At 66.0% G+C, this 25499-nt stretch carries 20 protein-coding genes; 14 read left to right on the top strand and 6 right to left on the bottom strand.

Annotated features, from left to right (window positions below; translation table 11 throughout):
- Window positions 1-21: 21 nt before the first annotated feature.
- The 5 genes from JMF82_RS22015 to JMF82_RS11715 all read left to right on the top strand — a co-directional run bounded on the left by JMF82_RS22015 (window position 22) and on the right by JMF82_RS11715 (window position 2674).
- On the top strand, window positions 22-180 hold the full coding sequence (locus JMF82_RS22015) for a hypothetical protein (RefSeq protein WP_236585433.1): 159 nt from the start codon (window positions 22-24) through the stop codon (window positions 178-180).
- Between the two features lie 323 nt (window positions 181-503).
- On the top strand, window positions 504-1007 hold the full coding sequence (locus JMF82_RS11730; protein ID WP_201314760.1) for a tail fiber protein: 504 nt from the start codon (window positions 504-506) through the stop codon (window positions 1005-1007).
- A gap of 14 nt (window positions 1008-1021) precedes the next feature.
- Entirely contained in the window at window positions 1022-1552 is a 531-nt protein-coding gene (locus tag JMF82_RS11725) for a tail fiber protein (RefSeq protein WP_201314759.1), read from the top strand.
- Between the two features lie 31 nt (window positions 1553-1583).
- Window positions 1584-2117 carry a tail fiber protein gene (locus tag JMF82_RS11720; RefSeq protein ID WP_201314758.1) on the top strand — a complete coding sequence of 178 codons (534 nt, stop codon included), beginning with the start codon at window positions 1584-1586 and terminating at the stop codon, window positions 2115-2117.
- The gene (locus tag JMF82_RS11715; RefSeq protein WP_236585432.1) at window positions 2114-2674 is read left to right on the top strand and encodes a GNAT family N-acetyltransferase; all 561 of its coding nucleotides are present in this window, start codon (window positions 2114-2116) and stop codon (window positions 2672-2674) included. Before JMF82_RS11720 ends, JMF82_RS11715 begins: the two co-directional genes overlap by 4 nt.
- On the opposite strand, the gene JMF82_RS11710 is transcribed toward JMF82_RS11715, so the two are convergent.
- From JMF82_RS11710 to rsgA, 5 genes are all read right to left on the bottom strand, one after another.
- Window positions 2667-2966, bottom strand: coding sequence for a hypothetical protein (locus JMF82_RS11710; RefSeq protein WP_201314757.1), 300 nt, complete (start codon window positions 2964-2966; stop codon window positions 2667-2669). The two genes, JMF82_RS11715 and JMF82_RS11710, sit on opposite strands and share 8 nt — an antisense overlap.
- Window positions 2967-3112: 146 nt before the next feature.
- Window positions 3113-5404: an NADP-dependent malic enzyme gene (locus JMF82_RS11705; protein ID WP_201314756.1), complete on the bottom strand. Its 2292-nt coding sequence runs from the start codon at window positions 5402-5404 to the stop codon at window positions 3113-3115.
- A gap of 162 nt (window positions 5405-5566) precedes the next feature.
- Window positions 5567-6838 (bottom strand): flavohemoglobin expression-modulating QEGLA motif protein, encoded by a 1272-nt coding sequence (locus JMF82_RS11700; RefSeq protein WP_201314755.1) that lies wholly within the window; start codon window positions 6836-6838, stop codon window positions 5567-5569.
- Window positions 6835-7332, bottom strand: coding sequence for a hypothetical protein (locus JMF82_RS11695; RefSeq protein ID WP_236585431.1), 498 nt, complete (start codon window positions 7330-7332; stop codon window positions 6835-6837). Before JMF82_RS11695 ends, JMF82_RS11700 begins: the two co-directional genes overlap by 4 nt.
- Window positions 7333-7387: 55 nt before the next feature.
- Entirely contained in the window at window positions 7388-8443 is a 1056-nt protein-coding gene (gene rsgA / locus JMF82_RS11690) for a ribosome small subunit-dependent GTPase A (RefSeq protein ID WP_201314754.1), read from the bottom strand.
- Window positions 8444-8582: 139 nt separating this feature from the next.
- Between rsgA and JMF82_RS11685 the strand changes: the two genes are divergently transcribed.
- The 9 genes from JMF82_RS11685 to JMF82_RS11645 all read left to right on the top strand — a co-directional run bounded on the left by JMF82_RS11685 (window position 8583) and on the right by JMF82_RS11645 (window position 24935).
- On the top strand, window positions 8583-9824 hold the full coding sequence (locus JMF82_RS11685; RefSeq protein WP_201314753.1) for an aminotransferase class I/II-fold pyridoxal phosphate-dependent enzyme: 1242 nt from the start codon (window positions 8583-8585) through the stop codon (window positions 9822-9824).
- 3 nt (window positions 9825-9827) lie between these two features.
- Window positions 9828-10439, top strand: coding sequence for an SGNH/GDSL hydrolase family protein (locus JMF82_RS11680; RefSeq protein WP_201314752.1), 612 nt, complete (start codon window positions 9828-9830; stop codon window positions 10437-10439).
- A 1124-nt stretch (window positions 10440-11563) separates the two neighbouring features.
- On the top strand, window positions 11564-12421 hold the full coding sequence (locus JMF82_RS11675; RefSeq protein ID WP_201314751.1) for a UDP-2,3-diacylglucosamine diphosphatase: 858 nt from the start codon (window positions 11564-11566) through the stop codon (window positions 12419-12421).
- 287 nt (window positions 12422-12708) lie between these two features.
- Window positions 12709-13632, top strand: coding sequence for a Grx4 family monothiol glutaredoxin (grxD, locus tag JMF82_RS11670; protein ID WP_201314750.1), 924 nt, complete (start codon window positions 12709-12711; stop codon window positions 13630-13632).
- A 592-nt stretch (window positions 13633-14224) separates the two neighbouring features.
- Window positions 14225-17230: a TonB-dependent receptor gene (locus JMF82_RS11665; protein WP_201314749.1), complete on the top strand. Its 3006-nt coding sequence runs from the start codon at window positions 14225-14227 to the stop codon at window positions 17228-17230.
- A gap of 907 nt (window positions 17231-18137) precedes the next feature.
- A complete protein-coding gene (locus JMF82_RS11660) occupies window positions 18138-21164 on the top strand; it encodes a TonB-dependent receptor (RefSeq protein WP_236585430.1) in 3027 nt (1008 codons plus the stop codon).
- A 286-nt stretch (window positions 21165-21450) separates the two neighbouring features.
- A complete protein-coding gene (locus tag JMF82_RS11655) occupies window positions 21451-22116 on the top strand; it encodes a response regulator (protein ID WP_201314747.1) in 666 nt (221 codons plus the stop codon).
- Window positions 22109-23488 (top strand): sensor histidine kinase, encoded by a 1380-nt coding sequence (locus JMF82_RS11650; RefSeq protein ID WP_201314746.1) that lies wholly within the window; start codon window positions 22109-22111, stop codon window positions 23486-23488. Before JMF82_RS11655 ends, JMF82_RS11650 begins: the two co-directional genes overlap by 8 nt.
- A gap of 79 nt (window positions 23489-23567) precedes the next feature.
- Window positions 23568-24935 carry a glutamate--cysteine ligase gene (locus JMF82_RS11645; protein ID WP_201314745.1) on the top strand — a complete coding sequence of 456 codons (1368 nt, stop codon included), beginning with the start codon at window positions 23568-23570 and terminating at the stop codon, window positions 24933-24935.
- A gap of 96 nt (window positions 24936-25031) precedes the next feature.
- Here the strand turns inward: JMF82_RS11645 and JMF82_RS11640 are convergent, their stop codons facing one another.
- Window positions 25032-25439, bottom strand: coding sequence for a hypothetical protein (locus tag JMF82_RS11640; protein ID WP_201314744.1), 408 nt, complete (start codon window positions 25437-25439; stop codon window positions 25032-25034).
- Window positions 25440-25499 lie beyond the last annotated feature (60 nt).

Below are 25499 nucleotides of genomic sequence, written 5' to 3'. Positions count from 1 at the left end.
GCAGCGCACGAGGAGGCGTCTATGGTGATCGTGGCGCCGGCCGCCATGGGCGAGCCCGCGCTCGCATTGGAAGGCGTGAATGTCGCGCACGTCGCGCGCGAAATGCCCGGCGCCGCCAGCATGACGCACAACAGCAGAAACACTATCCAACGGCCGCATACGCTACGGCCGAGCCCATGACGCATCGCGTCGCGATGCTTCGACTCCGGATGCCACATGAGTTGTCCCCTGTTGCCCGCTTCCTGACGGGCGGCGCATGGTGCGCATGTGTGAAAGCTGCCGTGGCTCGTCAATGAGCAGCCGCGGTACCGGCCTTCCCCGTCGACGCGCCCTAGGCTGCACCAACGGTCCTGCAACATCCCCGGGCTAGGATCCTGCCGGGGCAATCAACGCAACATTTTGCCGCACCCTCACTCGAGCTTGTCAATATGCCGGTCATGCGCAAGAGTTAGTCGATCCGGTGGACGGGAGTGTCCACCGGCACAACCAAGGGGGAAACACATATGTCGCAACCCTTTCTCGGGCAGGTGATGCCCGTGGCGTTCAACTTCGCGCCCAAGGGATTCGCTTTCTGCAATGGCCAGACGATGCTCATCGCACAGGCCCAGGCATTGTTCTCGCTGCTGGGCACGTACTACGGGGGCAACGGCACGACGACTTTCATGCTGCCCGACCTGCGCAGCCGCACGCCGATAGGTTCCAACAACGGCGCGGACATCGCCCAGGCCGGCGGCGTCGAGAATGTCACGCTGCAGACCACGCAGATTCCCGCGCACAACCACGTCTTCAGCGCAACGACCACCGCGGGCAGCTCGCGTATTCCTGCCGGCAACGTCTTGCTGGGTACGGCGGGCACGCAAAAGGTCTATGGCAGCTCCGGTGGCGCGCAGATTCCGCTCAACGTGCTCGACAACGGGGGCCAGAATCTTCCGCACTCGAACCTGCAGCCATACACGGTGCTGAATTTCTGCATCGCGCTCGATGGCGTCTATCCCTCGCGCAGCTGACCGGAGCTACCGCCATGACTCAACCTTACGTTGGCGAAGTCCGCCTTTTTCCGTACAGCTTCGCGCCGAACGGCTGGTTCGATTGCGACGGCCGCCTTCTCTCCATCGCCGAATACGAGGTGCTGTATACCCTGCTCGGCACGACCTACGGCGGTGACGGCGTAAACACCTTTGGCCTGCCTGACCTGCGCGGCCGCGTGCCGATCCACCAGGGCACGGGACTGGGAATGGGCACCTATGTCCTGGGACAAATGGCCGGTACCGAGCAGGTCACGCTGACTGCCAATCAGCTGCCGGCCCATACGCATGCCTTCTATGCCGCGGATTCGGCGGCAAGTTCGCCGGGGCCGGCCGCCAACCTCCAGTTGGGTTCGGTCAGCGGGGACACGCTGTACACCAACAGCACTGCGGGGATCGCCAGCGGCAACCTAGCGCCGACGGCCGTCAGCCCGCAAGGAGGCAGCCAGCCCCACGCCAACACCATGCCCTCGCTGGTCGCACGCTTCTGCATCGCGTGGGCCGGCGTCTTTCCGTCGCAGAGTTGACGGTCGTCGACCGATTACGAGGACTAACATCATGAGCGATCCCTTCATCGGCGAGATCCAGATCTACGGCTTCAACTTCGCCCCCTACAACTGGGCCATGTGCCAGGGACAGTTGATGCCGATCCAGCAGAACACGGCACTGTTCTCCCTGCTGGGTGTCCAGTTCGGCGGCAACGGCACGTCCAACTACCAGCTGCCGAACTACGTCGGCAATGCCGCCTGCGGGCAGGGCCAAGGATCCGGGTTGACGCCGCGTGCGGTCGGCGAAACCTTCGGCTCCAGCGCCGTCACGCTGCTGAGCGGCGAGATGCCAGCGCACACTCACGGAGCGCGTATCTACAACCAGCCGACCACGGCTAATCGCACCGGCATCCCGGCCTCCGGCGACGCCATCATTACACCGGAATCGGCGACGATCCTGGCCACCACCACCACGACCAACACTGCCTTTCCGGCGCAGACGATCGGCTTGGCAGGCGGCAACCAGGCGCACGAAAACCGACAGCCGTACCTTACGCTCAATTTCTGCATTTCGCTGGCGGGCACCTTCCCCCAGCGACCGTGAGCGTCCAGGCGACCCTGTGTTTTCCCTCGGTGCGGGCAGCGTGGCTGCCCGCACCGCAGGAAACGCTTCCGCCAGGCCTGCGATGGCGCGACGCGCACGATGGCGACCTGCCGTTCCTGCGCCGGCTCTATGCCGACACTCGCGCCGCCGAACTTGCCGCCGTGCCATGGCCCGACGCAGCGCGCCGCGCGTTCCTGGACAGCCAGTTCACGCTGCAGCACCGGCACTACACCACGAACTACCAGCCCGCCGATTACCTGGTGATCGAGTACGCGGGCGTTCCGATTGGCCGCCTATACCTCCATTGCCATGACCACGAGGCGACGGTCATCGACATCGCCCTGCTCGAGGCCTGGCGAGGCCGCGGCTTCGGCGCCGCCCTGCTGCGCGAAGTGCAGTGCGCGGCGGCGCGCGATGCCCTCGACGCGGTGGTGCTGCACGTCGACCTGCGCAACCTGGGCGCGAGGAGACTCTACGAACGCATGCGGTTCGTGGCGGAGGCCGACACCGGCACGCACCTGCGCATGCGCTGGCTCGCCGCGAACGGGCTCAGTTGAATACCGCCTGGTAGATGAAGCCGTCGCGGTCACGCGCGATCGGCACGAGGAAAATGCCGAATTCCCCAAGCGCGCCATGCTTCATCTGGTAGATCTTCTGCGGAAACACGATGGCCGCCTCGTGCCGGAACAGCAGCGAAAACGGTGCGCGCACCTGTCCAGGTACTGCCTGCTGCATGGCGAGCGGCCGCGCCTCGACCAGCGTGAACGGCGCGTTGCCGTCGTGGTCCAGGGCAACGGTAAACGTCTCGCCCACGTGCCCCGCAAAATGGTCCAGTCCCAGGAATTGCATCGCGCGCCCCTACGCTGTCGATGAAAGAACGCGGAGTGTCGCACAGACCGCGCCTGCCGTAGCGCGCCGCGCGCCTCCCCTCGTTCGCTCCAAAGCAAACGGGGCCACGAGGGCCCCGTTGCATGGCCACCCGCGAGAGGCACCGATCAGCTGCGACGCTCGCTCTGCGCGTGGCGGATCTGCGCGTCCACGGCGGCGATGGCCGTCATGTTCACCACGCGACGCGCCGTGGAGGCCGGCGTGAGGATGTGGGCCGGCTTGTTGATGCCCATCAGGATCGGGCCGATGGCCACGCCGTCGGTCATCACGCGCACCAGGTTGTAGGCGATGTTGGCGGCGTCGAGGTTCGGCATCACGAACAGGTTCGCGCGGCCGCTCAGCGTGGTGTTGGGGAACATGCGCAGGCGCAATGCTTCGTCCCACGCGGTGTCGGCCTGCATCTCGCCGTCCATGTCGAGCTTGGGACCACGCTGCACCAGGATCTCGCGCACCTTGCGCATCTTGGCGGCGCTGGCGTTCTCGTGGCTGCCGAAGTTCGAGTGCGACAGCAGAGCGATCTTCGGCTCGACGCCGAACAGCTTGAGGCGATAGCTCGCCTGCAGCGTCGCCTCGGCGATCTGCTCGGCGGTCGGGTCGCACTGCACGTGCGTGTCGAGGAAGAACCATGCGCCCTGGTCGTTGATCACGCCGGTCATCGCCGAGGTGCAGGACACGCCCGGATCCAGGCCGAACACGCTGCGCATGTAGCCGAGCTTCTTGTGGAAGCGGCCGACCAGGCCGCAGATCATGGCATCGGCTTCGCCACGCTCGACCATGATCGAAGCGATCAGCGTGGGGCGCGAACGCATCAGGTTCTTGGCGGCCGCCGGGCTCACGCCGCGACGTTCGGTGAGCGCGTGGTACTGCTGCCAGTACTCGTTGAAGCGCGGATCGTCGTTGATGTTGGTGAGTTCGAAATCGACGCCTTCGCGCATGCGCAGGCCCAGGCGCTTGATGCGGGTCTCGATCACGTCGGGGCGGCCGATCAGGATCGGGAACGCGAGGCGTTCGTCGATCACCGTCTGCACGGCGCGCAGCACGGTCTCTTCTTCGCCTTCGGCGTAGACCACTCGCTTGGTGTCGGCGCGGGCACGCTCGTACACCGGCTTCATCAGCAGGCCCGTGCGGTAGATGAACTGGCCGAGCTTCTCCTTGTAGGCCTCCATGTCCACGATGGGGCGCGCGGCCACGCCCGAATCCATCGCGGCCTGCGCCACGGCCGGCGCCAGCATCACGAGCAGGCGCGGATCGAACGGACGCGGAATGAGGTAATCCGGGCCGAAGGTCGGCACGTCGCCGCCGTAGGCGGTGGCTAGGTCGCCGGCTTCCATGCGGGCCAGCCCGGCGATCGCGCGTACGCAGGCCAGCTTCATCGCTTCGTTGATGCCGGTGGCGCCCACGTCGAGCGCACCGCGGAAGATGTACGGGAAGCACAGCGCGTTGTTGACCTGGTTCGGATAGTCCGAACGGCCCGTGGCGATGATGCAGTCCGGGCGCACCTTCTTGGCGTCTTCCGGGCTGATCTCGGGATTGGGGTTGGCAAGCGCGAGGATGATCGGCTTGTCCGCCATGGAGGCGACCATCTCGGGCTTGAGGATGCCGCCGGCCGACAGGCCCAGGAAGATGTCCGCGCCTTCCACGATCCCGGCCAGCGTGCGCTTGTCGGTGTCGCGCGCATAGCGCTGCTTGTCCGGATCCATGTGATCGCGGCCGGTGTACAGCACGCCCTCGCGATCGAACGCGAGGATGTGCTCGGGCTTGAGGCCCAGCGCGACCAGCATGTCCAGGCAGGCGATGCCCGCGGCGCCCACGCCGGTGGTGGCGAGCTTCACGTCCTCGATCTTCTTGCCGACCACTTCGAGCGCGTTGACGATGGCGGCGCCCACGATGATCGCGGTGCCGTGCTGGTCGTCGTGGAACACCGGGATCTTCATGCGCTCGCGCAGCTTGCGCTCGACGATGAAGCACTCCGGCGCCTTGATGTCCTCGAGGTTGATGCCGCCGAAGGTCGGCTCCAGCGAGGCGATGATATCGACCAGCTTGTCCGGATCGTGCTCGTTGATCTCGATGTCGAACACGTCGATGCCGGCGAACTTCTGGAACAGCACGCCCTTGCCTTCCATCACCGGCTTGCCGGCCAGGGGGCCGATGTTGCCCAGGCCCAGCACGGCGGTACCGTTGGTGATGACCGCCACCAGGTTGCCGCGCGCGGTCATTTCGCTGGCGGCGTTGGCATCTTCCACGATGGCTTCGCACGCATAGGCCACGCCGGGCGAATAGGCCAGCGCGAGGTCGCGCTGCGTCACCATCGCCTTGGTGGCGGTGACCTTGATCTTGCCGGGACGCGGATAGCGGTGGTACTCGAGAGCAGCGTTGCGCAGATCTTCGGGAAGGGACATGGGATGCGTTGATCGATAAGGGGGAGTCGGGGCCGCCATGGCGGCAGGCGCTCATGGTACCACCCGGAAGGGCCGACCCCATGGAGCAATGCAGCGATCCGGGCACGTATGGGGCCGTCACAGGCCTGAAAACATGCGCTTTCCCACATGACGGCCGAATGGCTAGAGACTGAGCGAGAGCGTTTCCGCCTGCACCTTGCCCATGTGGATGCGGTTGACGAACAGCGAGAACGCCAGCTTCCCGGCCAGTCCGTGCATGTGCTGCATCCAGGGCGGCAGCCAGCGGGCCGGCGCGATCGCACCCGACTCGAAGTACGGCTCCAGGCTGATCACGTCATGCAGGGCGAGCTTGCCCGCGAACAAATGACGCAGCATGTCCATGCGCCGCTGCTTGAGCGCCCAGCGGAAGAACGTATGCACCGTGAGCAGGCCGGAGAGATAGACGTTGTCCTTGGCGAAGGCCGCGCCGCCCGTCAGCGGAACACCGCGGAACACGCGCTGCGCCGAGTGGAAACTGTCCGCCGCGCTCTGGCCGCAGTTGCTGAAGAACTGGTAGACCTCGACGAAATCCGCACCGTTGAGCGCCATGTCGATGGCCAGGATGCGCAGGCTGATGCGCTTGAGGCGCGAGATATCGATGGCGCCGGAGATCAATTCGGCGAACACCGCCAGGCCTTCCTGCGTGGCGGTGACGCGCGGCGAGGTGCGCGCCAGCGAAGCGAGCAGCGGTTGAGCACGCCCGTTCAGCGCCGTGAGCGAATGCACCAGCGCCTCGTGGGCCAGCAACTGGTGACGATCGTATTCGCTGAAATGCGTACCGCCGCGCAGGCGGATGCGCGTGGCGCCGGCCGCCGCTTTGGCGGTGAGCTCGGGATCCACCTCGACCGTGATGATCGGCTCGCCGAAGAACTCGTCGAGCGATGCCGAGAGATCCGCGCGCAGCTGCTCGGCGGTGAGGTTCACTCGCTCGTCGTCGGCGATCATTTCCGAACCCAGCTCGTCCGCCAGCTCGACGAAATAACGCGCCGCGTCGAGGTTGCTGCGATCGCTGCCGGGGATCACGTCACCCGGGCGGCCATACAGCACGATGGAGGGCGCCGTCACGCCGTTGGTACCCACCGCCTCGAGCATTTCCGCCGCGATGCGCCACGACTCGGCCGTGCGGCAAAGGTATTCGCCCAGCGGATCGTCATAACCTGCTTCCCGCTCGATCGCCGCGAGCTCGGCGCGTTCGGCGGAGAAATCCGGTGCCTGGTAGCTCACTTCCGGCAGGCTGAACTGTCCCTTCGCGTAGGCCGCGATCATGCGGTCTTCGAGTGAAGCCGGCCACGCCACCGACGACAGGATGCGGATGCCTTTCACCGCCGCCAGCAGGCGCTGGTCGAGATCGGCATAGCGTTGCAGGGCAGCGGGGACGCTACCGGTCGTGCTCATGCCGGCCTCCCGCGCAAGGCGTCGATGCGGTGGACCAGGTCGATCGCGATGGGATTGGGTTTGAACGCGGGGAACAGGCCCCGCGCACTGGGAGGTATGAAGGCCACGGTCTTGCCCAGCCGCGCGGATCCGCTGCGCAGCATCAGCGTGATGCGCGGCGGATTGGTCATGGTGGAGGAATCGACGTTGATGACGTTGGCGAGGTCGATGCGCGAGGACTCGCCGCCCTGCTTCACCACGAGCGGGTTGCCGTCCAGCCAGACCTCATCGACAAGACCGGACATCAAGGCCCGAAACAGCACCACCCCAATGCCCATCATGAAGACCGGTACAACCAGCATGGGCCACAGATCCCACTGATGCGCAAACACAGTGCCGAACACACCCGCCGCCAGAACCAGCGAGAGAAAGCCGAACCACAACACCGGAAACACCCGCTTGTAGAAAAACGTGGAAGGCGACGACAGCCGCTGCATAGCCACACCCCAGGCCATAGTGGCCCGATAGTAGTGCCTTCAGGCTGGCCCGCCGCAAAACGCCGGCGATCCGTTATTCGCGGTCGCGTGAGTTCCGGTGGCCATGCGGCCGGGTGGCGGGCCGGCCACCGCGCTGCCGGCGCAGTTTCGCTTCGAGCGTCGATGCCTGCTCTTCCCGCTCGTCGCGCAGCTTCAGGTAGTTGCGCCAGCGCTCGGCCGACAAGTCGCCGCTGTCCAGCGCCGCCTGCACCGCGCAGCCCGGCTCGCTGCCGTGCCCGCAATCGGCGAAGCGGCATTGCTCGGCCAGCGCGTCGATGTCGGCGAACAGGTCGAGGTTCTCCTCACCCGTGAGCTTGAGTTCTCGCATGCCGGGCGTGTCGATCAGGCAACCGCCGCTGGGCAGCTGCAGCAACGCGCGGTAGGTCGTGGTGTGCCGGCCGCGGCTGTCGTGGTTGCGCACCGCGCCCGTGGCCATCCGCTCGCTGCCGAGCAGGGTATTGGTGAGCGTGGACTTGCCCGCCCCGGACGAACCCACCAGCACCGCGCTGTCGCCAGGCTGAAGATAGGGCAGCAACACAGCCACGCTGGCCGGGTCCTTGCCGTTGATCGCATGGATCGGCGTGCCGGGTGGCAGTCGCCCGCGCAAGTTGGCCAGCAGCTCGCCGGCATCGTCGCGGGTATCGAGCTTGCTGAGCAGCACCACCGGCTGCGCCCCGGAACCCTCGGTAAGCGACAGGTAGCGTTCGATGCGCGAGGGATTGAAGTCGCCATCGAGGCCGGTCAACACCAGCACGTAATCGATGTTGGTGGCGATGATCTGGCGCTCGTAGCGCTCGCCGGCGGCAGCACGCGACAGCACCGTGCGGCGGGGCTGCACCTTCACGATATGCGGCGGCTTGCCCGGCTCGATTTCGACGAAGTCGCCCACCGCCGGCCGCTCGGCCGGATCCAGGCTGCGCTTGAGGAAATGGCCGGCCGGCTGGGCGCCGAACAGCTGCTCGCCGTCGTGCAGCTCGTAGCCCGCACGATGCTGCGCCACGACGCGCGCCAGTTGCCGACCCTCGGTGGGCAGCGCGTCGCCGCGCCAGCCGATGCGGTGCAGTCGCTCGATGATTGGGGCATCCGTCATGGCGCAGATTATGCCTTGCCTCGAAAAAGCCCGAAATGAGGCCAATCCTGGCTCCCATCCCGCGTCGGGACGCTGCTAGGATGCGGAAAACGGCGACTTTCTTGCGCCGCAACAACACCTATAACGAAGGACGCTCGCGTTGGCCTCGATCAAACCCAGTGCGCACCTGGCGGACGTGCGCTATGAAATCCGTGGCGCACTCACCCGGCGATCCCGTGAACTGGAGGCCGCCGGGCTGCCGATCATCAAGCTCAACATCGGCAATCCGGGGCGCTACGGCTTTGACACGCCCGTGCACCTGCGCGAGGCCATCGCCCGCCATCTGCAGGACAGCGAAGCCTATGGCCACGAGCAAGGCCTGGAAGAAGCCCGCGAAGCCATCGTCGCCCAGCAGCGCCACCGGGGCGCGCGAGGCGTGGAAGTCGAGCGCGTGTTCGTCGGTAACGGCGTCAGCGAACTGATCGACCTGAGCCTGCGCGCCCTGCTGCAGCCGGGCGACGAAGTGCTGCTGCCCAGCCCGGACTATCCGCTGTGGAGCGCCGCCACCATCCTCAACGATGGCAAGCCGCGCTATTACCGCTGCCTCGCCGAGCACGGCCACCTGCCCGATCCGGATGAGATCGAGTCGCTGGTGACGCCGCGCACGCGCGCCCTGGTGCTGATCAATCCGAACAATCCAACGGGCGCCGTGTATCCTCGCGAGCTGCTCGAGCGCATCGTCGCCATCGCCGCCAAGCATCGCCTGCTGCTGCTGAGCGACGAGATCTACGACGAGATCCTCTACGACGACACGCCGTTCCAGCCGCTGGCCGCGGTGGCGGGCGACCTGCCCTGCGTGAGTTTCGGCGGCCTGAGCAAGGTGCACCGTGCCTGCGGTTACCGCGTGGGCTGGATGAGTCTTTCGGGCGACCCGACGCGCACGGCCGACTATCGCGATGCATTGCAGTTGTTGGCCGCGTTGCGCCTGTGCGCGAACGTCACCGCGCAGTGGGCGGTGCGTCCGGCGCTGCAAAGCGCGCCCACGATCCATACGCTGACGGCCCCGGGCGGCCGCCTGTACGAGGCGCGTCGTGCCGCGCTGGAAGGCGTGGCCGCCAGCCAGTTCCTGGACATGGTGGCGCCGGCCGGCGCCCTGTACGCGTTCCCTCGCGTGCGCGCCGATCGCCTGGCCGACTTCGACGACAACGCGTTCGCGTTGCGCCTGCTGGAAGAGGAATCGGTGCTGGTGGTGCCTGGCAGCAGCTTCAACGTGCCGCACAGCCGCCATCTGCGCCTGACCCTGCTGCCACAGCCGGAGCAGATCCGCGAGGTGTTCGTGCGCATCGAGCGCGTGCTGGCCGGCATGGCCGCCGCGCAGAAGCCGCGCGTCGCCGTGGCTTGAGCAATGCGTTATCTGGCGCTGGGCGATTCGTATTCGATCGGCGAGGGCGTGCCCGAGGCCGGGCGCTGGCCCATGCAGTTGGCCGCCCGGCTTCGCGCCGAAGGGGTGGCCCTGGACGACCCCACGATCATCGCCACCACCGGGTGGACGACGGATGAGCTGTCCGCGGCCATGGACGCCACCGCCTTCGCGCCGCCCTACGACCTGGTCAGCCTGCTGATCGGCGTGAACAACCAGTACCGCGGACGCAGCGGCGACGATTATCGGGCCGAGTTCCGGCACATGCTGGCGCGCGCCGTCGCCCTGGCCGGTGAACGGCCAAGCCACGTGCTGGTGTTGTCGATCCCCGACTGGGGCGTCACGCCATTCGCGGCGGCCAGCGGACGCGACATCGCGCTGATCGCCCACGAGTTGGACGTCTACAACGCCATCGCCGCGGACGAAGCGAAGGCCGCCGGCGCGCACTGGGTCGATATCACCGGCATTTCGCGAGAGCACCCCGAGCTGCTGGCCGGGGACGGGCTGCATCCGTCGGCGGCGCAGTACACGCTGTGGACGGAAGCGGCATGGCCTGCAGCCCGGCGCATCCTCGCCCAGCCAACCGCTCGCCTGTAGGAGCGCACCCAGTGCGCGACAGCCTTTCGCGCCGGTCTGCATGTTCATCTTTCGATAGACAAAGATTGTCGATGTTTCGGTTGCATTCTTATCGCGACTTGGCTCGCCTGCGGCGGGCTTCCGCCCTCCTGCCGGAGGCCGGGTCACTTTCTCTTGCTTGCCCAAGAGAAAGTAACCAAAGAGAAAGGCACCCCGCGTGGCGCTGTCTGGGCTGCGCCCAGCCAGTCCGTGAGGGGCGGCCGGGCTTTTCGACCGGGCTCCTGCCCGGACGAAAAGTGCCCGACGTCCTGTCGGGCACCCCTGCGGGGCCTGATCGTCCGCCCCTCACCGCCCCACAGAGGTTGGGTGAAGGCTCGTGCCGCGGCGCGGCACATCGCATCGCGATGCCGGTGGCTGCGGTTCGTTGTGGGAGCGCACCTTGTGCGCGACCGCGGACTGACGTGGTCGCCTCAGTCCGCGATGGTCGTGACTACCGCGACGTGTGCCGGCGTTGCGGTCGCGCACAGGGTGCGCTCCCACAGAGGTAGGAAGGAATTTCGCGAGCCCCAACCCCTCACCCCAGCTCTCTCCTCGCTCCTCAAAGCCGCGGCCATCCATGGCCGCTCCCCGCGTGCCCCGCAGGGGAGAGGGAGAAAAGACGGCGGTGCGGCGCGAATAGATCCCCTCAGGGCTCAACAACGTTGCCTTGAGTCCTCTCCGCTTCGGCGCGTTGCGGTGTAGCGGCGCCGTTCGAGGTAGTAATGAGCCCATCCCGGCTGGCCCCGGTCGGCCGACGCTCCTATCCCCCGTACTGCCATGAGCCTTGGCTTTGAAGGCCATTTTCTTTGGGTTACTTTTCTTTTGGGCCAGCAAAAGAAAGTGACTCGAGCGCCGGCAGGGGATCGAAACGCCCGCCGCGTAGGCGGCACTCTGGCGGAAGCGGAGCTACCGAAGGCAACACTTGCGCTCTAACGAAAGCCACAGCCATGCAGACCATCGCAAAAGGCGGTCGCGCACTGGGTGCGCTCCTACAGGGGAGGTGTCGGGGCGATGCTGCGCCGCAACGCTTCTGCAACCATTCCGCCATCGTGCGGTGACGTGCCGACGGCATCCTGGCGTCCCGGTAACCACCGGGAGAGACTGCCATGGCGACCTTTCACTGCCGCAGCGCCTTCATCTCCGACGTGCACCTGGGCACGCCTGACTGCAAGGCCAGCTACCTGCTCGATTTCCTGCGCAAATTGCGCTGCGAGAAGCTGTACCTCGTGGGCGACATCGTCGACATGGAGTCGCTGGCCCGCCGCACCTGGTGGCACGCGGACCACGGCGCGGTGATCGCCGAGGTGCTCGATCTCGCCCAGCGCGGCGTCGAAGTCATCTACATCCCGGGCAACCATGACGCACCGATGCGCGGCCTCGCGGGCCAGAGCTTCGGTGGCGTGAAGATCGAGCTGGACGCGGTGCACGAGGGCGCCGACGGGCGCCGCTATCGCGTCAGCCACGGCGACGAATTCGATCCGGAGCACGTCGGGCGCACATGGATGGTGCACCTGGGGGAAGTGATGCATCGCTTCATCTGCTGGACCAATCGACGGGTCCACGCCATGCGCCGCCGCCTGGAGCTGCCCTACCTGCCGCTCTCGATCATCGTGAAGTCGCATATCGGCAAGGCGCTGGCCTATATCCGTGCCTATGAGGAACGCGTGGCCGGCGACGCCCGCGAGCGCGGTTTGGACGGCCATATCTGCGGCCACATCCACTTCGGCCATGTGCGCGACATGGATGGCGTGCTGTATCTCAACGACGGCGACTGGGTGGAACACTGCACGGCGCTGGTCGAGGACCACACCGGCGCCATGGAGCTGATCCACTGGAGCGAGCAGCACGCCCCGCTGGGCCGGGCCAGCCGCGAGCTGGTGCTGCCCTCGCCCGCGGCCGCACTGGCGCTGGCACCGCTGACGCGGACGAAGCTAGACCTCACCGAACTGCGCCCGGCGGCATAGGTCGTCCACAGGCCGGTTTTGGCCGTCATCCCGGCACAGGCCGGACAAGCGCGAAGCGCGCGGAACGCCTGTAGGGCGGCCCCGGAGGGGCGAGCGTAGCGAGCCATCCAGTCACGGCACGGCTCGATGGTCGCTCCAAGGCGACAACCGGTAGCTGAAGCGCTGGATCCCGGCCTGCGCCGGGATGACGGGCAAGGGACGTCGCCCCTTGCCCCTTGCATCCCCTCAAACCACCGGCATATCCCAAGGGTTACAATTCACACTTCTTGCCGGAGTTTCCCCACCCCATGTCCCTCGACAGCGCCACCCGCGAACGTATCGAATCCCTGCTGCAGAGCCACCGCGTGGTGCTGTTCATGAAGGGCACCCGCCACCAACCGATGTGCGGCTTCTCCGCCGCGGCCACCAACACGCTCAACGAGCTGCTGCCGGAGTACCACACGGTCAACGTGCTGGAAGACCCGGAAATCCGCGAGGGCATCAAGGCTTACGGCGACTGGCCGACGATCCCGCAGCTTTATGTGGGTGGCGAGCTGGTCGGCGGCGCCGACATCATTCGCCAGATGTACGCCAGCGGCGAGCTGCACCAGCTGTTCGGCGCGGCCGCGCCGGATCGTACGCCGCCGGAAATCACCATTACCGACAAGGCCGCCGAGGCGATCCGCCAGGGCACCACGAATGCCCAGGGCCTGGCCCTGCACCTGGAAATCGGCCCGGACCATAGCGCCGGCTTCCAGCTCGCCCCGGCCGGCGACCACGACATCGTGGTCACCGCCAACGGCATCGAAGTGCATTTCGACCCGGGCAGCGCCCAGCGCGCCAAGGGCATCGTGATCGACTGGGTTTCCACCGTGCAGGGCGAGGGCCTGAGCCTGAAGTTCCCGGGCGCACAGGAGATCGGCTCGCTCACCGTGCAGGAGTTGCAGGCTCGCCTCATCGCCGGCGACATCACCCTCGTGGACGTGCGCCCGGCCCAGGGCCGCGCCCAGGCGGCGCCGCTGGCGCAGGCCCGCGTGCTGGAAGAGGAAGGCTACGAAGCGCTGGCCGGCCTGCCCAAGGACGCGCCGATCGCCTTCATCTGCCATCACGGCATGTCCAGCCGCGGCGTCGCCGAGCGTTTCGCGGCGCATGGCTTTACGAAGGTCTACAACGTCGAGGGCGGGATGGACGCGTGGGCACGCGAGATCGACCCTTCGGTGCCGGTGTACTGATAACGCTTATTGTTTGATTTGATCGATGCAAATGGCGCCCACTTCGGTGGGCGCTTTTCGTTTACGTCCATGTCTCGTGAAATTCAGTATTCGTTCATTAAACTGGCATCCATGGCGATAAATGCTGCGTATTCGGCGTTGTTGCCTGGCATTTTCTTGCGAATACGTCGTAAGGAGGTCGTAAGGGTGCCGTCGCACGCGCGCATTCCACTGTCGTGGCTAAGAAATTTTCCTAGCCATAACCAAACTACGCCGCCCAAGACAGTTCGGTTACAGCAGCAAGTTATTGCGGCGGCAAGGCGGTGTCTCATAACCGTTGTGTAACGTTTCCGCTGCACGTAACGTCGAAGAGGCGATGCGACACGACGCATGACGTCGTCGCGTGACGCTGGGGAGCATCACTTAAAGCCGATCACTTGTACGCCGCTTCGCGACAGCGAAGTGGTGCGGGTTTCTTCGGCTCAAAAAAACACTTGCAGCCTTTCAACGCTGCACTTTCAGGGGAGACACGGCCCCGGGGCCGTGCTTGCCGCTCAACGGAGGGTGGGTAATGCAGTTGAAGAATCTTTCGCGAGTCCCGAACCGACGCACCATGGCCTTTGCCATCGGCCTGGCGCTCAGCATCGCGGGCGGCCCTGCGGTTGCGCAGAGCAACGCCACCGGCGTGATCTTCGGTAGCGCCGATCCCGGCAGCACGGTGCAGATCGAGAACACCGGCACGGGACTCAAGCGCGACCTCACCGTCGACAGCAGCGGCCGCTATCGCGCCAGCTCGCTGCCGATCGGCGAGTACAAGGTGACGCTGACCAAGAACGGCACCGCCGTCAGCTCCCGCGACCACGTGCAGACGCAGATCAGCCAGGGCACGGAAGTGTCCTTCGCCGCTTCGACGCAGAACGCGCAGAACCTTGCTGCCGTGCAGGTGGTGGGCAACGCCCTGCCGGCCATCGACGTGTCCTCGGTGGACTCGCGCACGGTGATCAACGCCGACCAGCTGTCCAAGCTGCCGATCGATCGCACGTCGATCAGCTCGATCGCGCTGCTTGCACCCGGCACCATCCCGGCGGCCCGCGGCTACGGCAATGCGCTCTCGTTCGGCGGTTCGTCGGCCTCCGAGAACGCGTATTACGTCAACGGTTTCTCGGTCACCAACCCGCTGACCGGCGTGAGCTCGCGCCAGCTTCCCTATGACGCGATCGACCAGGAGCAGGTGCTGATCGGTGGCTACGGCGCCGAATACGGCCGTTCCACCGGCGGCGTGATCAACGTGGTGACCAAGCACGGCACCAACGAGTGGAAGGGCGACGTGCAGGTGCTGTGGGCGCCGAGCGACCTCGCGCAGGAGCCTCGCAACGTCTACCGCACGAACGGCTCGCTCTACCAGATCGGCAACCCCTACACCTTGCGTGACCGGGAGCAGCTGCAGTACTCCGGCTCGATCGGCGGTGCGCTGGTCAAGGACAAGCTGTTCTTCTTCGCCGCGGCCGATGCGATCTTCCGCGATGGCTACTACACCGGCGCGATCGGCAGCAACGACGACGAGCACGACCACAACAAGACCACGCGCTGGCTGACCAAGGTCGACTGGAACATCACCGACAACCACATCCTCGAATTCACCGGCATCGGCGATACCGAGCAGACCAACTCGACGATCTACGGCTACACCTATGGCGTGGGCCGCACCGATTTCCTCGGTTACCAGTACACCAAGAACTACAACGGCACCCAGACCAACGGCACGCCGGGCGGCAACGTCTACATCGGCCACTACACCGGCTACATCACCGACAACTTCACCGTGAACGCGATGTACGGCAGGAGCAACTCGCCGCACGTGCAGACCGTCACCGGTGCGGCCGGCACGGTGTGCCCGTCGATCACCGACAACCGCACCGAGTTCGCCAACAATCCGCAGTCGGGCTGCACCGTCGGCTCCTCCACGGTGCTGGCTCCGGGTTCGAAGGACAGCACCACCGGCTGGAGCCTCAACCTCGAGTACCGCCTGGGTGACCACGACATCCGCGCCGGCATGGACAACTACATGCTGCGTGCGACCTGGGGCAGCGCGCCGGTGGGTGGCTCCCAGTACCTGTACGAGGACGTCGGCGACGGTTCGGTGATCAAGCAGCGCCTGATCAACCTCGGCCTCGATCCGGCCGCCTACAACCCGGCGCAATATCCGAACGGCTATTACGTGAACGTCACCGGCCTGAGCACCGGCACGTCGGCCCGCACGGCGCAGCGTTCGCAGTTCGCCGAAGACAACTGGCAGATCAGCGACCGCTGGCATGCCTACATCGGCCTGCGCAACGAGCAGTTCACCAACTACAACGGCGTGGGCGTGCCGTACGCCAAGGCCCGCCATCAGCTCGATCCACGCCTGGGCGTGACCTGGGACGTGTACGGCGACAGCACGCTGAAGGTGTACGCCAACGCCGGCCGCTATCACCTGGGCCTGCCGACCTCGGTGGCGGTGCGCGGCGCCGGTCCGTCGACCTACCCGTCGCAGTTCTTCGCCTTCACCGGCATCGACCCGACCACCGGCCTGCCGACCGGCCTGACCAACACGCCGGCCTCGGGTACCTATTACCTCAACGGCGCCAACGGCGTGCCGCCGGATGGCAAGACCGTATCCGCCCAGCAGCTTCACTCGTACTACCAGGACGAATACATCCTGGGCTTCGACAAGCAGCTGACGGAAGACTGGACCGTGGGCGCCAAGGCCATGTACCGCAGCCTGAAGAGCCTGATCGACGACGACTGCGACTCGCGTCCGCTGCAGGCCTGGGGCGACTCGCACGGGCTGAGCGCCGAAGTCGCCGCCGGCATTGCCGCCAGCACGGGTTGCTGGCTGTTCAACCCCGGCCGTGCCAACACCTTCCTGCTGTCGCCGACGCCGGGCCAGTACCTCTCGGTGCCGCTGACCGCGAAGGACCTGGGCTTCCAGAAGCCCAAGCGCGACTACTACATGCTCGACCTCTACGCCGAACACCAGTTCAACGAGAAGTGGTACGGCCGCGTCGAGTACACCTTCTCGCGCAGCTACGGCAACTCCGAAGGCCAGCTGGATTCGGACATCGTGCAGGCCGACGTGTCGACCACCGAGAGCTGGGACTTCCCGGAAATCATGGAGAACACCAACGGTCCGCTGGCCAACGACCAGACGCACCAGCTGCGCATCCTCGGCACGTACAAGCCGACGGATGAGTGGAGCCTCTCCACGGTGACCCGCATCGCCTCCGGCACCCCGGTGAGCTGCATGGGCACGCGTCCGCTGGCCGCCGGCGGCGACCCGTTCGGCTACGGCAACGCCTACTTCTGGTGCAACGGCGAGCCGTCGCCACGCGGCTCGGTGGGCCGTACGCCGTGGACCTACACCATCAACCTCAGTGGTGCCTGGCGTCCGGCGTTCTTCAACCACCAGGTCACGTTCACGGCCGACATCTTCAACCTGCTCGGCTCGCAGCGCGTGACCCAGTACTACGAGACCGGCGAGACGGCCTCGGGCGCACCGAACGTGAACTACCTGCGTGCCCGCTCGTTCCAGGACCCGCGCTATGTCCGCCTGGGCGCACGCTACGACTTCTCGCTCTAACCAGTGAGAGCAAACCCCCATCGCCGCCCGTAAAACCCCGGGCGGACGATGAGGGGATCTTCCCGAACTTGGCCGCCGGCGCCCCCGGCGGCCTCTTTTTTTGGAAATCGCCCGGCGGCCGCCCAGGGTCCCGGGGTGGACACGCCAGCCACGGATCGGAATTTCCATCCCAGGAGGTTGCTGTCGAGGACGGCAAAATTCAGCCAGCGTTTAACTATGTGATTTCCTTGGAGTGAAAAATCACGCTTTCATTTAACGCTTTCCGCAGGGATGCGCGCTGCCGGGCCAAGAAATCGTGCAAGTCTGCGATTGGGTCCCCGGAACCTCCAATTTCTTGCTGCATTACCGAACTGGCGCCCTGGGCGCAGCCCTGTTTTTCGACAGGTTTTTGCGCCTTTCGACGCAGCGTCAAAACCATTGTGGGTCTTGTCAGTTATGCGTAAGGTCTGTTCTCGCCTCGCTGGGCAATACCTCACAGAACGATCCGGCGGCGGCGCGGGGAGTGCCATTTTTCTCAAGGGAATCAGGCCATTCCGTAACGGAATGGCGCGGGCTCGCTTGTCCAGAATTCGCACTTGCTTGATGGCTCTGGTCCGCGTGGCGGACCAGGGCTTCTCGGAAGGGTGTGTGTCATGCCGTTGAACCGTCATCCGCTTGTTTCGCAACACCACGGGGTCGCCCAGGCGATCGCCAGCGCGTTGAGCGCCGCCAGCTAGGCCGCCGCGCAGTCATTCCGCCAGGCGCCGGCCAACGGCACGGCGTCTTACTTGGGGAAAAAAAGGACTGATCAGCCAATCCGTGCCTGCACGGGTTGCGGTGGCGTGCACCCGCGCGACCGGACCAGTCCGCATTGAGTCGTACCACTTAGGTCCAAGGGGAGAGCATGTCCATCCAACGATTTGTACAAATGAACCGCGGGGCCGCGCTGCGTCGCACGGCGCTTGCCGTGGCGGTCGCCGCGGGCGTCACGCTGGCCGGCCCGGTCGTCGCACAGAGTTCAACGGGTTCGATCTTCGGTACCGCGCCGGTCGCCGCCGGCGAAACGGTGCTGATCCAGAGCGACAGCGGCGTCAGCCGCGAAGTCCCCATCGATGCGAACGGTCGCTACTCCGCCGCCAGCCTGCCGCTGGGCACTTACAAGGTCAGCCTGAAAAAGGACGGCAATGTCGTCGAGACGCGCTCGAACGTCACGCTCGTCGTGGGCGCGGGCACGCAGGTGTCGTTTGCCGCCGCCGCCTCGGAAGACGCCAAGAGCCTCGGCGCCGTTACCGTGATGGCCAACGCGCTGCCGGCGATCGACGTCAGCCAGGTCGATTCGCGCACCGTGATCACCTCGGAACAGCTGGCCAAGCTGCCGTTGCAGCGCAGTGCCGAAGCGATCGCCACGCTGGCGCCCGGCGTCAACACCGGCAGCGGCTACTTCACCAGCTCCACCGGCCAGGTGCTCAATTCGTTCGGCGGTTCTTCCGTGGCCGAGAACGCGTATTACATCAACGGCTTCAATACGAGCGATCCGCTACACAACTTCGGCGGCCTCACCCTGCCCTACGGTGCGGTGGACCAGGAACAGGTGCTCACCGGTGGCTACGGTGCCGCTTATGGCCGTTCCGACGGCGGCGTGATCAACCAGGTCGGCAAGCGCGGCACCAACGACTGGCACTTCGGCGGCCAGGTGCTCTATCAACCGAGCTGGGCGCAGAGCAACCCGGACAACTACTACCTGTCCAACGGCCAGTTGTATCGCTACCGCCAGGACAACAACAACCAGTCCACCTACACGTATGACGCCTACTTCGGCGGTCCGCTGATCAAGGACAAGCTGTACGTGTTCGGCGCCGTCGAAGGCTATCAGCAGCAGAACGGCGTCAACGTCGGCACCGTGGCCAATGGCACGGTGAAGAACTACTCGTACTCCGATCCGAAGTGGTACGCGAAGGTCGACTGGAACATCACCGACAACAACATCCTCGAGCTGACCGGCGCGTCCAACAAGACCGAGTACAGCGGCAACACCTACGCCTACAACTACGGCCCAGGCCCGAGCAAGGGCAGCTACGGCAATTATCTCGGCCCGGATGTCGCCACCAAGAACGGCGCCGATGTGTGGATTGCCAAGTACACCGGCTACATCACCGACAGCCTCACGGTCGATGCGCTGTACGGCAAGATGAAGCAGATCAGCTACAGCAACTCCGGCGGCGGTCCGGAATCGCGCATTCTCGGCGCGGAAAACCAGGATCCGGCGTACACCGGCGGCATCCCCATCGTGGGCCCGCAGACTTCCGGTTCCGTTTCCAACCCGGACGCGCACGACCGCACCACCAACTACCGTCTTGACTTGAACTACAAGCTCGGCAGCCACTCGATCACGGTGGGCATCGATAACCTCAATGTGTCCTCGTACGACATCGGCAACATTGAGCCGGGCCCGGGTTACTCGTGGGAGTACGGCTTTGGCGACCCGAATACGCCCATCAGCACGGCGGCCGGAGCCGGCGTCGGCGCGCCAGGCGGCAATGGCTATTACGTCGACAAGTACATCTACACCACCGGCGCGGCCGTAGTGCACGTGAAGCAACGCGCGCAGTTCATCGAGGACCAGTGGCAGGTCAACGACCGCGTGCTGCTTTCCCTGGGCCTGCGCAACGACCAATTCACCAACTACAACCCCGATAGCGTGCCGTACATCCGCCTGGGCAAGCCCAACTGGGCACCGCGCATCGGCGCCAGCTGGGACGTTTACGGCGATTCGTCGCTCAAGGTCTACGGCAATGCGGGCCGCTACTACCTGGACGAACCCACCAACGTGGCGATTCGCGGCGCCGCGGGCAGCACGTACACGCGCCAGTACTTCACCTATACCGGCATCGATCCGGCGACGGGCGCACCGACCGGGCTGGCCCAGATTCCGCAGGACGTGTATCCCGGCGTGTCCGCCGACAAGGAATACGGCCAGCCGCCCGATCCCAAGACCGTCACCAGCAGCAACGTGAAGGCGGAATACCAGGACGAGTACATCGCCGGCGTGGACAAGGCGTTCGAGATGTTCGGCGAGAAGTGGACGGCCGGCGCCAAGGGCACCTACCGCGTACTGCGCAACGATCTGGACGACGTCTGTGATTACCCGACGTTCGGCGCGGTCGGCGCCTCCCAAGGCTTCGACGAAAATGCGGCGGAGGGTTCGGGCTGTTACATCATGAACCCGGGGCGCACCGCCGACATCAACGTGCCGCTGGCCACTGGAGGCTACGGCACCATGGTCGTGCCGTGGTCGGCGCTGGGCATGCCGTCGCTGCTGCGCAAGTACGTCGCGCTGGATACCTACCTGGAGCATCCATTCGACGGCAAGTGGTACGCCAAGATCATGTACACGTGGTCGCACAGCTACGGCAACACCGAAGGCTCGGTGCGCTCGGATATCGGTCAGGCCGACGTATCGCAGACCGAGGACTGGGACAACAAGGGTGTGATGACCTACGCCAATGGTGACCAGGCCAACGACCGCCGCCACCAGATCAAGGCGTACGGCTATTACCAGGTGACGCCAGAATGGCTGGTGGGTGCGAACGTGCAGATCCTGTCCGGCACGCCCGTCGTTTGCCTGAGCTATTTCGGTCCGCAGCAGGCTGACGACTACAACTACGGCGCGTCGTATCACTTCTGTGGTCCCAACGGCACGCCGGCGCCTCCGGGCTCCACCGGCCGCACGCCCTGGACGGAAATCCTGAGCCTGAACGCCGAATACCGTCCGGACTGGGCGCAGCACAAGCTGGCGTTCTCGGTGCAGGTCTACAACCTGCTCGACCAGCAACGTGCGACCGAGCTGTACGGCACGTCGACTTCGGGTCCGGGCCAGGCCTCGCCGCAGTACAAGGTGCCGCTGTTCTACACCACCCCGCGCTACGTGCAGTTCGGCGTCAGCTACGACTTCTGACGCTTATCAGTCCCCGCAACAGGGAGCTGAAGGACCACTCCCTATCAACGCTTCCCCGGGCCAGCCCGGGGAAGCCTTCAGGTGACCTCTTCCGGGAGTACGGTTCGTACACCCTCCCGTGATCGATCCAGCTGTCAGCAGCTCCCGGCACACCGGCGGCGAGGGATTCGCCGCTTCTTTTTTGGATGGACAGCGGGGCGCTCCGCCCTTGCCGGGGGCGCGTTCAGTAAGGCGGCTGGAAGGGTCGCCTGCTAGCATGCGGGCTATTCATCCATCCGTGTGCCCTATGCGTATCCTGCTGGTCGAAGACGATTCCCTGGTATCCGATGCCATCAGCCGCGGGCTGGTGGGTTCCGGTTATGTGGTCGATGCCGTGCCTGACGCCGAATCGGTGGCGGCGCGCCTGGCCGATTCGCACTATGACCTGGCCATCGTCGACCTGGGCCTGCCCGGCGAAGACGGCCTGTCGCTGGTGCGCAAACTGCGCCGCAGCGGCAGTTCGCTGCCGTTGCTGATCGTGACCGCGCGCGACGGCCTGGACGACCGCATCAACGCGCTCGACCTGGGCGCCGACGACTATCTGGTGAAGCCGTTTGCCCTGCCCGAGCTGGCGGCGCGCTGCCGGGCCCTGATCCGCCGCGCCACGGCGGCCGCCGCCAACGAGATCGTGATCGGCGGGCTGCGCATCGACCTGGCCGGTCGCCGCGCCTTGAACGAGAAGGGCGAGGTGCTGGAACTGACCCGGCGCGAGTGGTCGATCCTCGAATGCCTGGCCCACCACAGCGGTCGCGTGGTGAGCAAGGAGCGCCTGACCCAGGCCATCACCGGCTGGAGCGAGGACATTTCGGGCAACGCCATCGAGGTGCACGTGTCGCGCCTGCGCAGCAAGCTGGGCAGCTCGGCCACGGTGCGCGGCATCCGCGGGCTGGGCTATCGCCTCGAAGATGGCTGAGACCCGTCGCCCCGCCAGCGTCCACGGACGATTGCTGAGCTACCTGCTGATACCCCTGTTCCTGCTGCTGGTGGCGGGCGTGGCGGTCGACCACCACGTCATCGTCACGCCGATCCACAACGCGTTCGATCATTCGCTGTCGCGTTCGGCGCTGGCGATCGTGGCGCGCATCCGCCCGGGGCAGGACGGCACGCCTGAAGTGGCCCTGCCGCAACATCCGCCGCCGCCGCTGCGCGCGATGTCGGACGAGCACTTCTTCTATCGCGTCAGCCTGCCCGACGGCCGCACCATCGCCGGCACCCCCGACCTGCCGTTGGCTCCCGACAGCGGCTCGGAAGACGGCTTCAGCTACACCAACCTCACCTACCACAACGATGCCTTCCGCCTCGCCAGCTACCGCACCAGCGAAACCGGCGAGCCGCTGGTCGTCACCGTGGCGGAAACGCCCGCGCGGCGTGATCGCGCCGTGCATCGCCTGGATGTGGCATTCCTGATCAACGACACGGTGCAGATGGTGCTGGTGCTGGTCATCGCGCTGGTCGGCATCCGCATCGCGCTGCGGCCGCTGCAGCGGCTCAGCCGGCAATTGGCCCGCCGTCCGCAGCAGGCGCTGACCCGGCTGTCGACGCAGGACGTGCCCAGCGAAGTGCTGCCCCTGGTGGAATCGCTCAACAACCTGCTGGGCCGGGTCCGCGACTCGGTGCTTTCGCAGCAGCACTTCATGGCGAACGCGGCCCATCAGCTGCGCACGCCGCTGACCGGCCTGAAGGCGCAGCTGGAAGTGCTCGCGCGCGACACCGCCGGCGGCCCGTTGCAGGAGCGCATCGCCCTGCTCCACGGCGGCGTGGATCGCCTGGCGCATACCGCCAACCAATTGCTGACGCTGGCCCGCGCCGAACCTTCCGCGCACCGCTCCAGCCATTTCGCCCTGATCGAATTGCCCAAGCTGATCGGCGAAGTGATCGACAGCTCGCTCGATCGCGCCATCGCGCAAGGCATCGACCTTGGCGCGGACAGCCAACCGGCGCAGGTCAACGGCGTGTACTGGCTGCTGCACGAACTGCTGGGCAACCTCATGGACAACGCCATCCGCCATACCCCGGCAGGCGGCAACATCACGGTCCGCTGCGGCATGGAGCGGGGCCACCCGTTCCTCGAGGTGGACGACAGCGGCAGCGGCATCGCGCCCGAAGAGCGTGCCAAGGTGCGCGAACGCTTCTACCGCGGCAGCGGCAACCAGACCGATGGCTGCGGCCTCGGGCTGGCCATCGTCGACGAGGTGGCGCGGGTCCACAACGCTCGCCTGAGCATCCTGGACGGCAGCACCGGGCGCGGCACCCGCATGCGCATCGACTTTCCCCCGGTCAGCTGAAACACGCCTGCCACGGGTGGCACTTTGAATTTGGCCAGTCCACCCCCAAAGTGGGGGCAGCCTTTGACAGGAGTCCCCCGTGTCCATACCCAGTGCCGTCAAGAGCACGCCGATCGGCAGCCGCCAGCAGCTCACCGATTACCTTGCCGCCGGTGAGAAGCCCCGCGATGCCTGGCGCATCGGCACCGAGCACGAGAAGTTCGGCTTCCTCACCGACACCCTGCGCCCCCCGACCTTCGAAGGCGAACGCGGCATCCGCGTGCTGCTGGAGCAGTTGGCTGCCCGCTATGGCTGGGAGATCGCCCGCGAGGGCGACAACCCGGTCGCCCTGTCACGCGACAAGGCCTCGATCACCCTGGAGCCCGCGGGCCAGCTGGAACTGTCCGGCGCGCCGCTGGAATCGATCCACCAGACCTGCAGCGAGGTCAACTCGCACCTGACCGAGGTGCGCTCGATCGCGGACGATCTCGGCATCGGCTTCCTCGGCATGGGCTTCCAGCCCAAGTGGCGCCGCGAGGAAATGCCGTGGATGCCCAAGGGCCGCTACAAGATCATGCGCGAGTACATGCCCAAGGTCGGCAACCTCGGCCTGGACATGATGACCCGCACCTGCACCGTGCAGGTGAACCTCGACTTCGACAGCGAAGCCGACATGGTGCGAAAGTTCCGCACCAGCCTGGCGCTGCAACCGATCGCCACGGCGCTGTTCGCCGACTCGCCGTTTACGGATGGCCGTCCAAACGGCTATCTCTCCTACCGCTCGCACGTGTGGGAAGACACCGACCCGGATCGCACCGGCATGCTCGATTTCGTGTTCGAGGACGGCTTCGGCTACGAGCGCTACGTCGACTACATGCTCGACGTGCCGATGTACTTCAGCTACCAGAACGGCACCTACACCGATCTTTCGGGACAGGATTTCAAGCGCTTCATGGCCGGCGACCTGCCGGCGCTGCCCGGCGTGCGCGCCACCTTGAAGGACTGGGCCGACCATCTCACCACCGCTTTCCCGGAAGTGCGCCTCAAGCAGTACCTGGAAATGCGCGGCGCCGACGGCGGCCCGTGGAACCGCCTGTGCGCGCTGCCCGCCCTTTGGGTCGGCCTGCTCTACGACGACGACGCGCTCGGCGCCGCATGGGACCTGGTGAAGGATTTCACCCGCGCCGAACGGCAGGCGCTGCGCGACGGCGTGCCGCGCCAGGCGCTGAAGCTGCCTTTCCGCGGCCATACCGTGCGCGAACTGGCCAGCGAAACCTTGAAGATCGCCTCCCACGGCCTGAAGCGTCGCGCCAGGCTCAATCGCAGCGGCGCCGATGAAAGCATCTTCCTCGAGCCGCTGATCGAAATCGTGGAAGCAAACCAGACGCCGGCCGAGCGCAAGCTCGAGCTGTTCCATGGCCCATGGAACGGCAGCGTCGACCCGGTGTTCCGCGAGTTCGCCTACTGATCGGCATCCTGCGCATGCACGACACGAACCCCGCCCTCGCGCGGGGTTCGTGCTTTCTGCGGCAGCTGCCCCGCGAACGCGGTCACGACCGGCGTTTCAGTCACCGGCCACCAGCCGTTCCGGCCGAAACGGCCTGCCGCCGCCGCTGGTCAAGCGCAGTCCACTGTGGCGACAGATATCCAGGCCCGGGTAGCTTTCGACGCGTCCGTTGAGGAAGGTCACGCGCACATCGCGCACGCATTCGCCGGCGGGCACGCTTACCGTGGCCGAGCTCAGCCCGCCTTGCAGCGGCGAAGCGAAGGGCGCTTCCACGTAAGCGTCGCTTCCGGCGGGCGCCACGGCGAAGGCCGTCACGCTGTCGAACGTCGCATTGACGAGGCGGAAGTGACGCGCGGAGGTCTGCTTTGCACCGGCATCCGCGGCGTGTGCGCCAGGCGCGGCGCCTGCGGCGCAAAACCCGGCGGCCATCAACATGACAGGAAGGACGAGACGACGGACAGGCATGGCAAGGCTCCCATGGGCGATCGTGTCGAGACCGTCCCATCCAGGCACCATGCGGACGGC

This window comes from Dyella sp. EPa41, assembly GCF_016586165.1.
Lineage (GTDB): Bacteria > Pseudomonadota > Gammaproteobacteria > Xanthomonadales > Rhodanobacteraceae > Dyella.
This window is presented reverse-complemented; position numbering and strand designations above follow the sequence as displayed.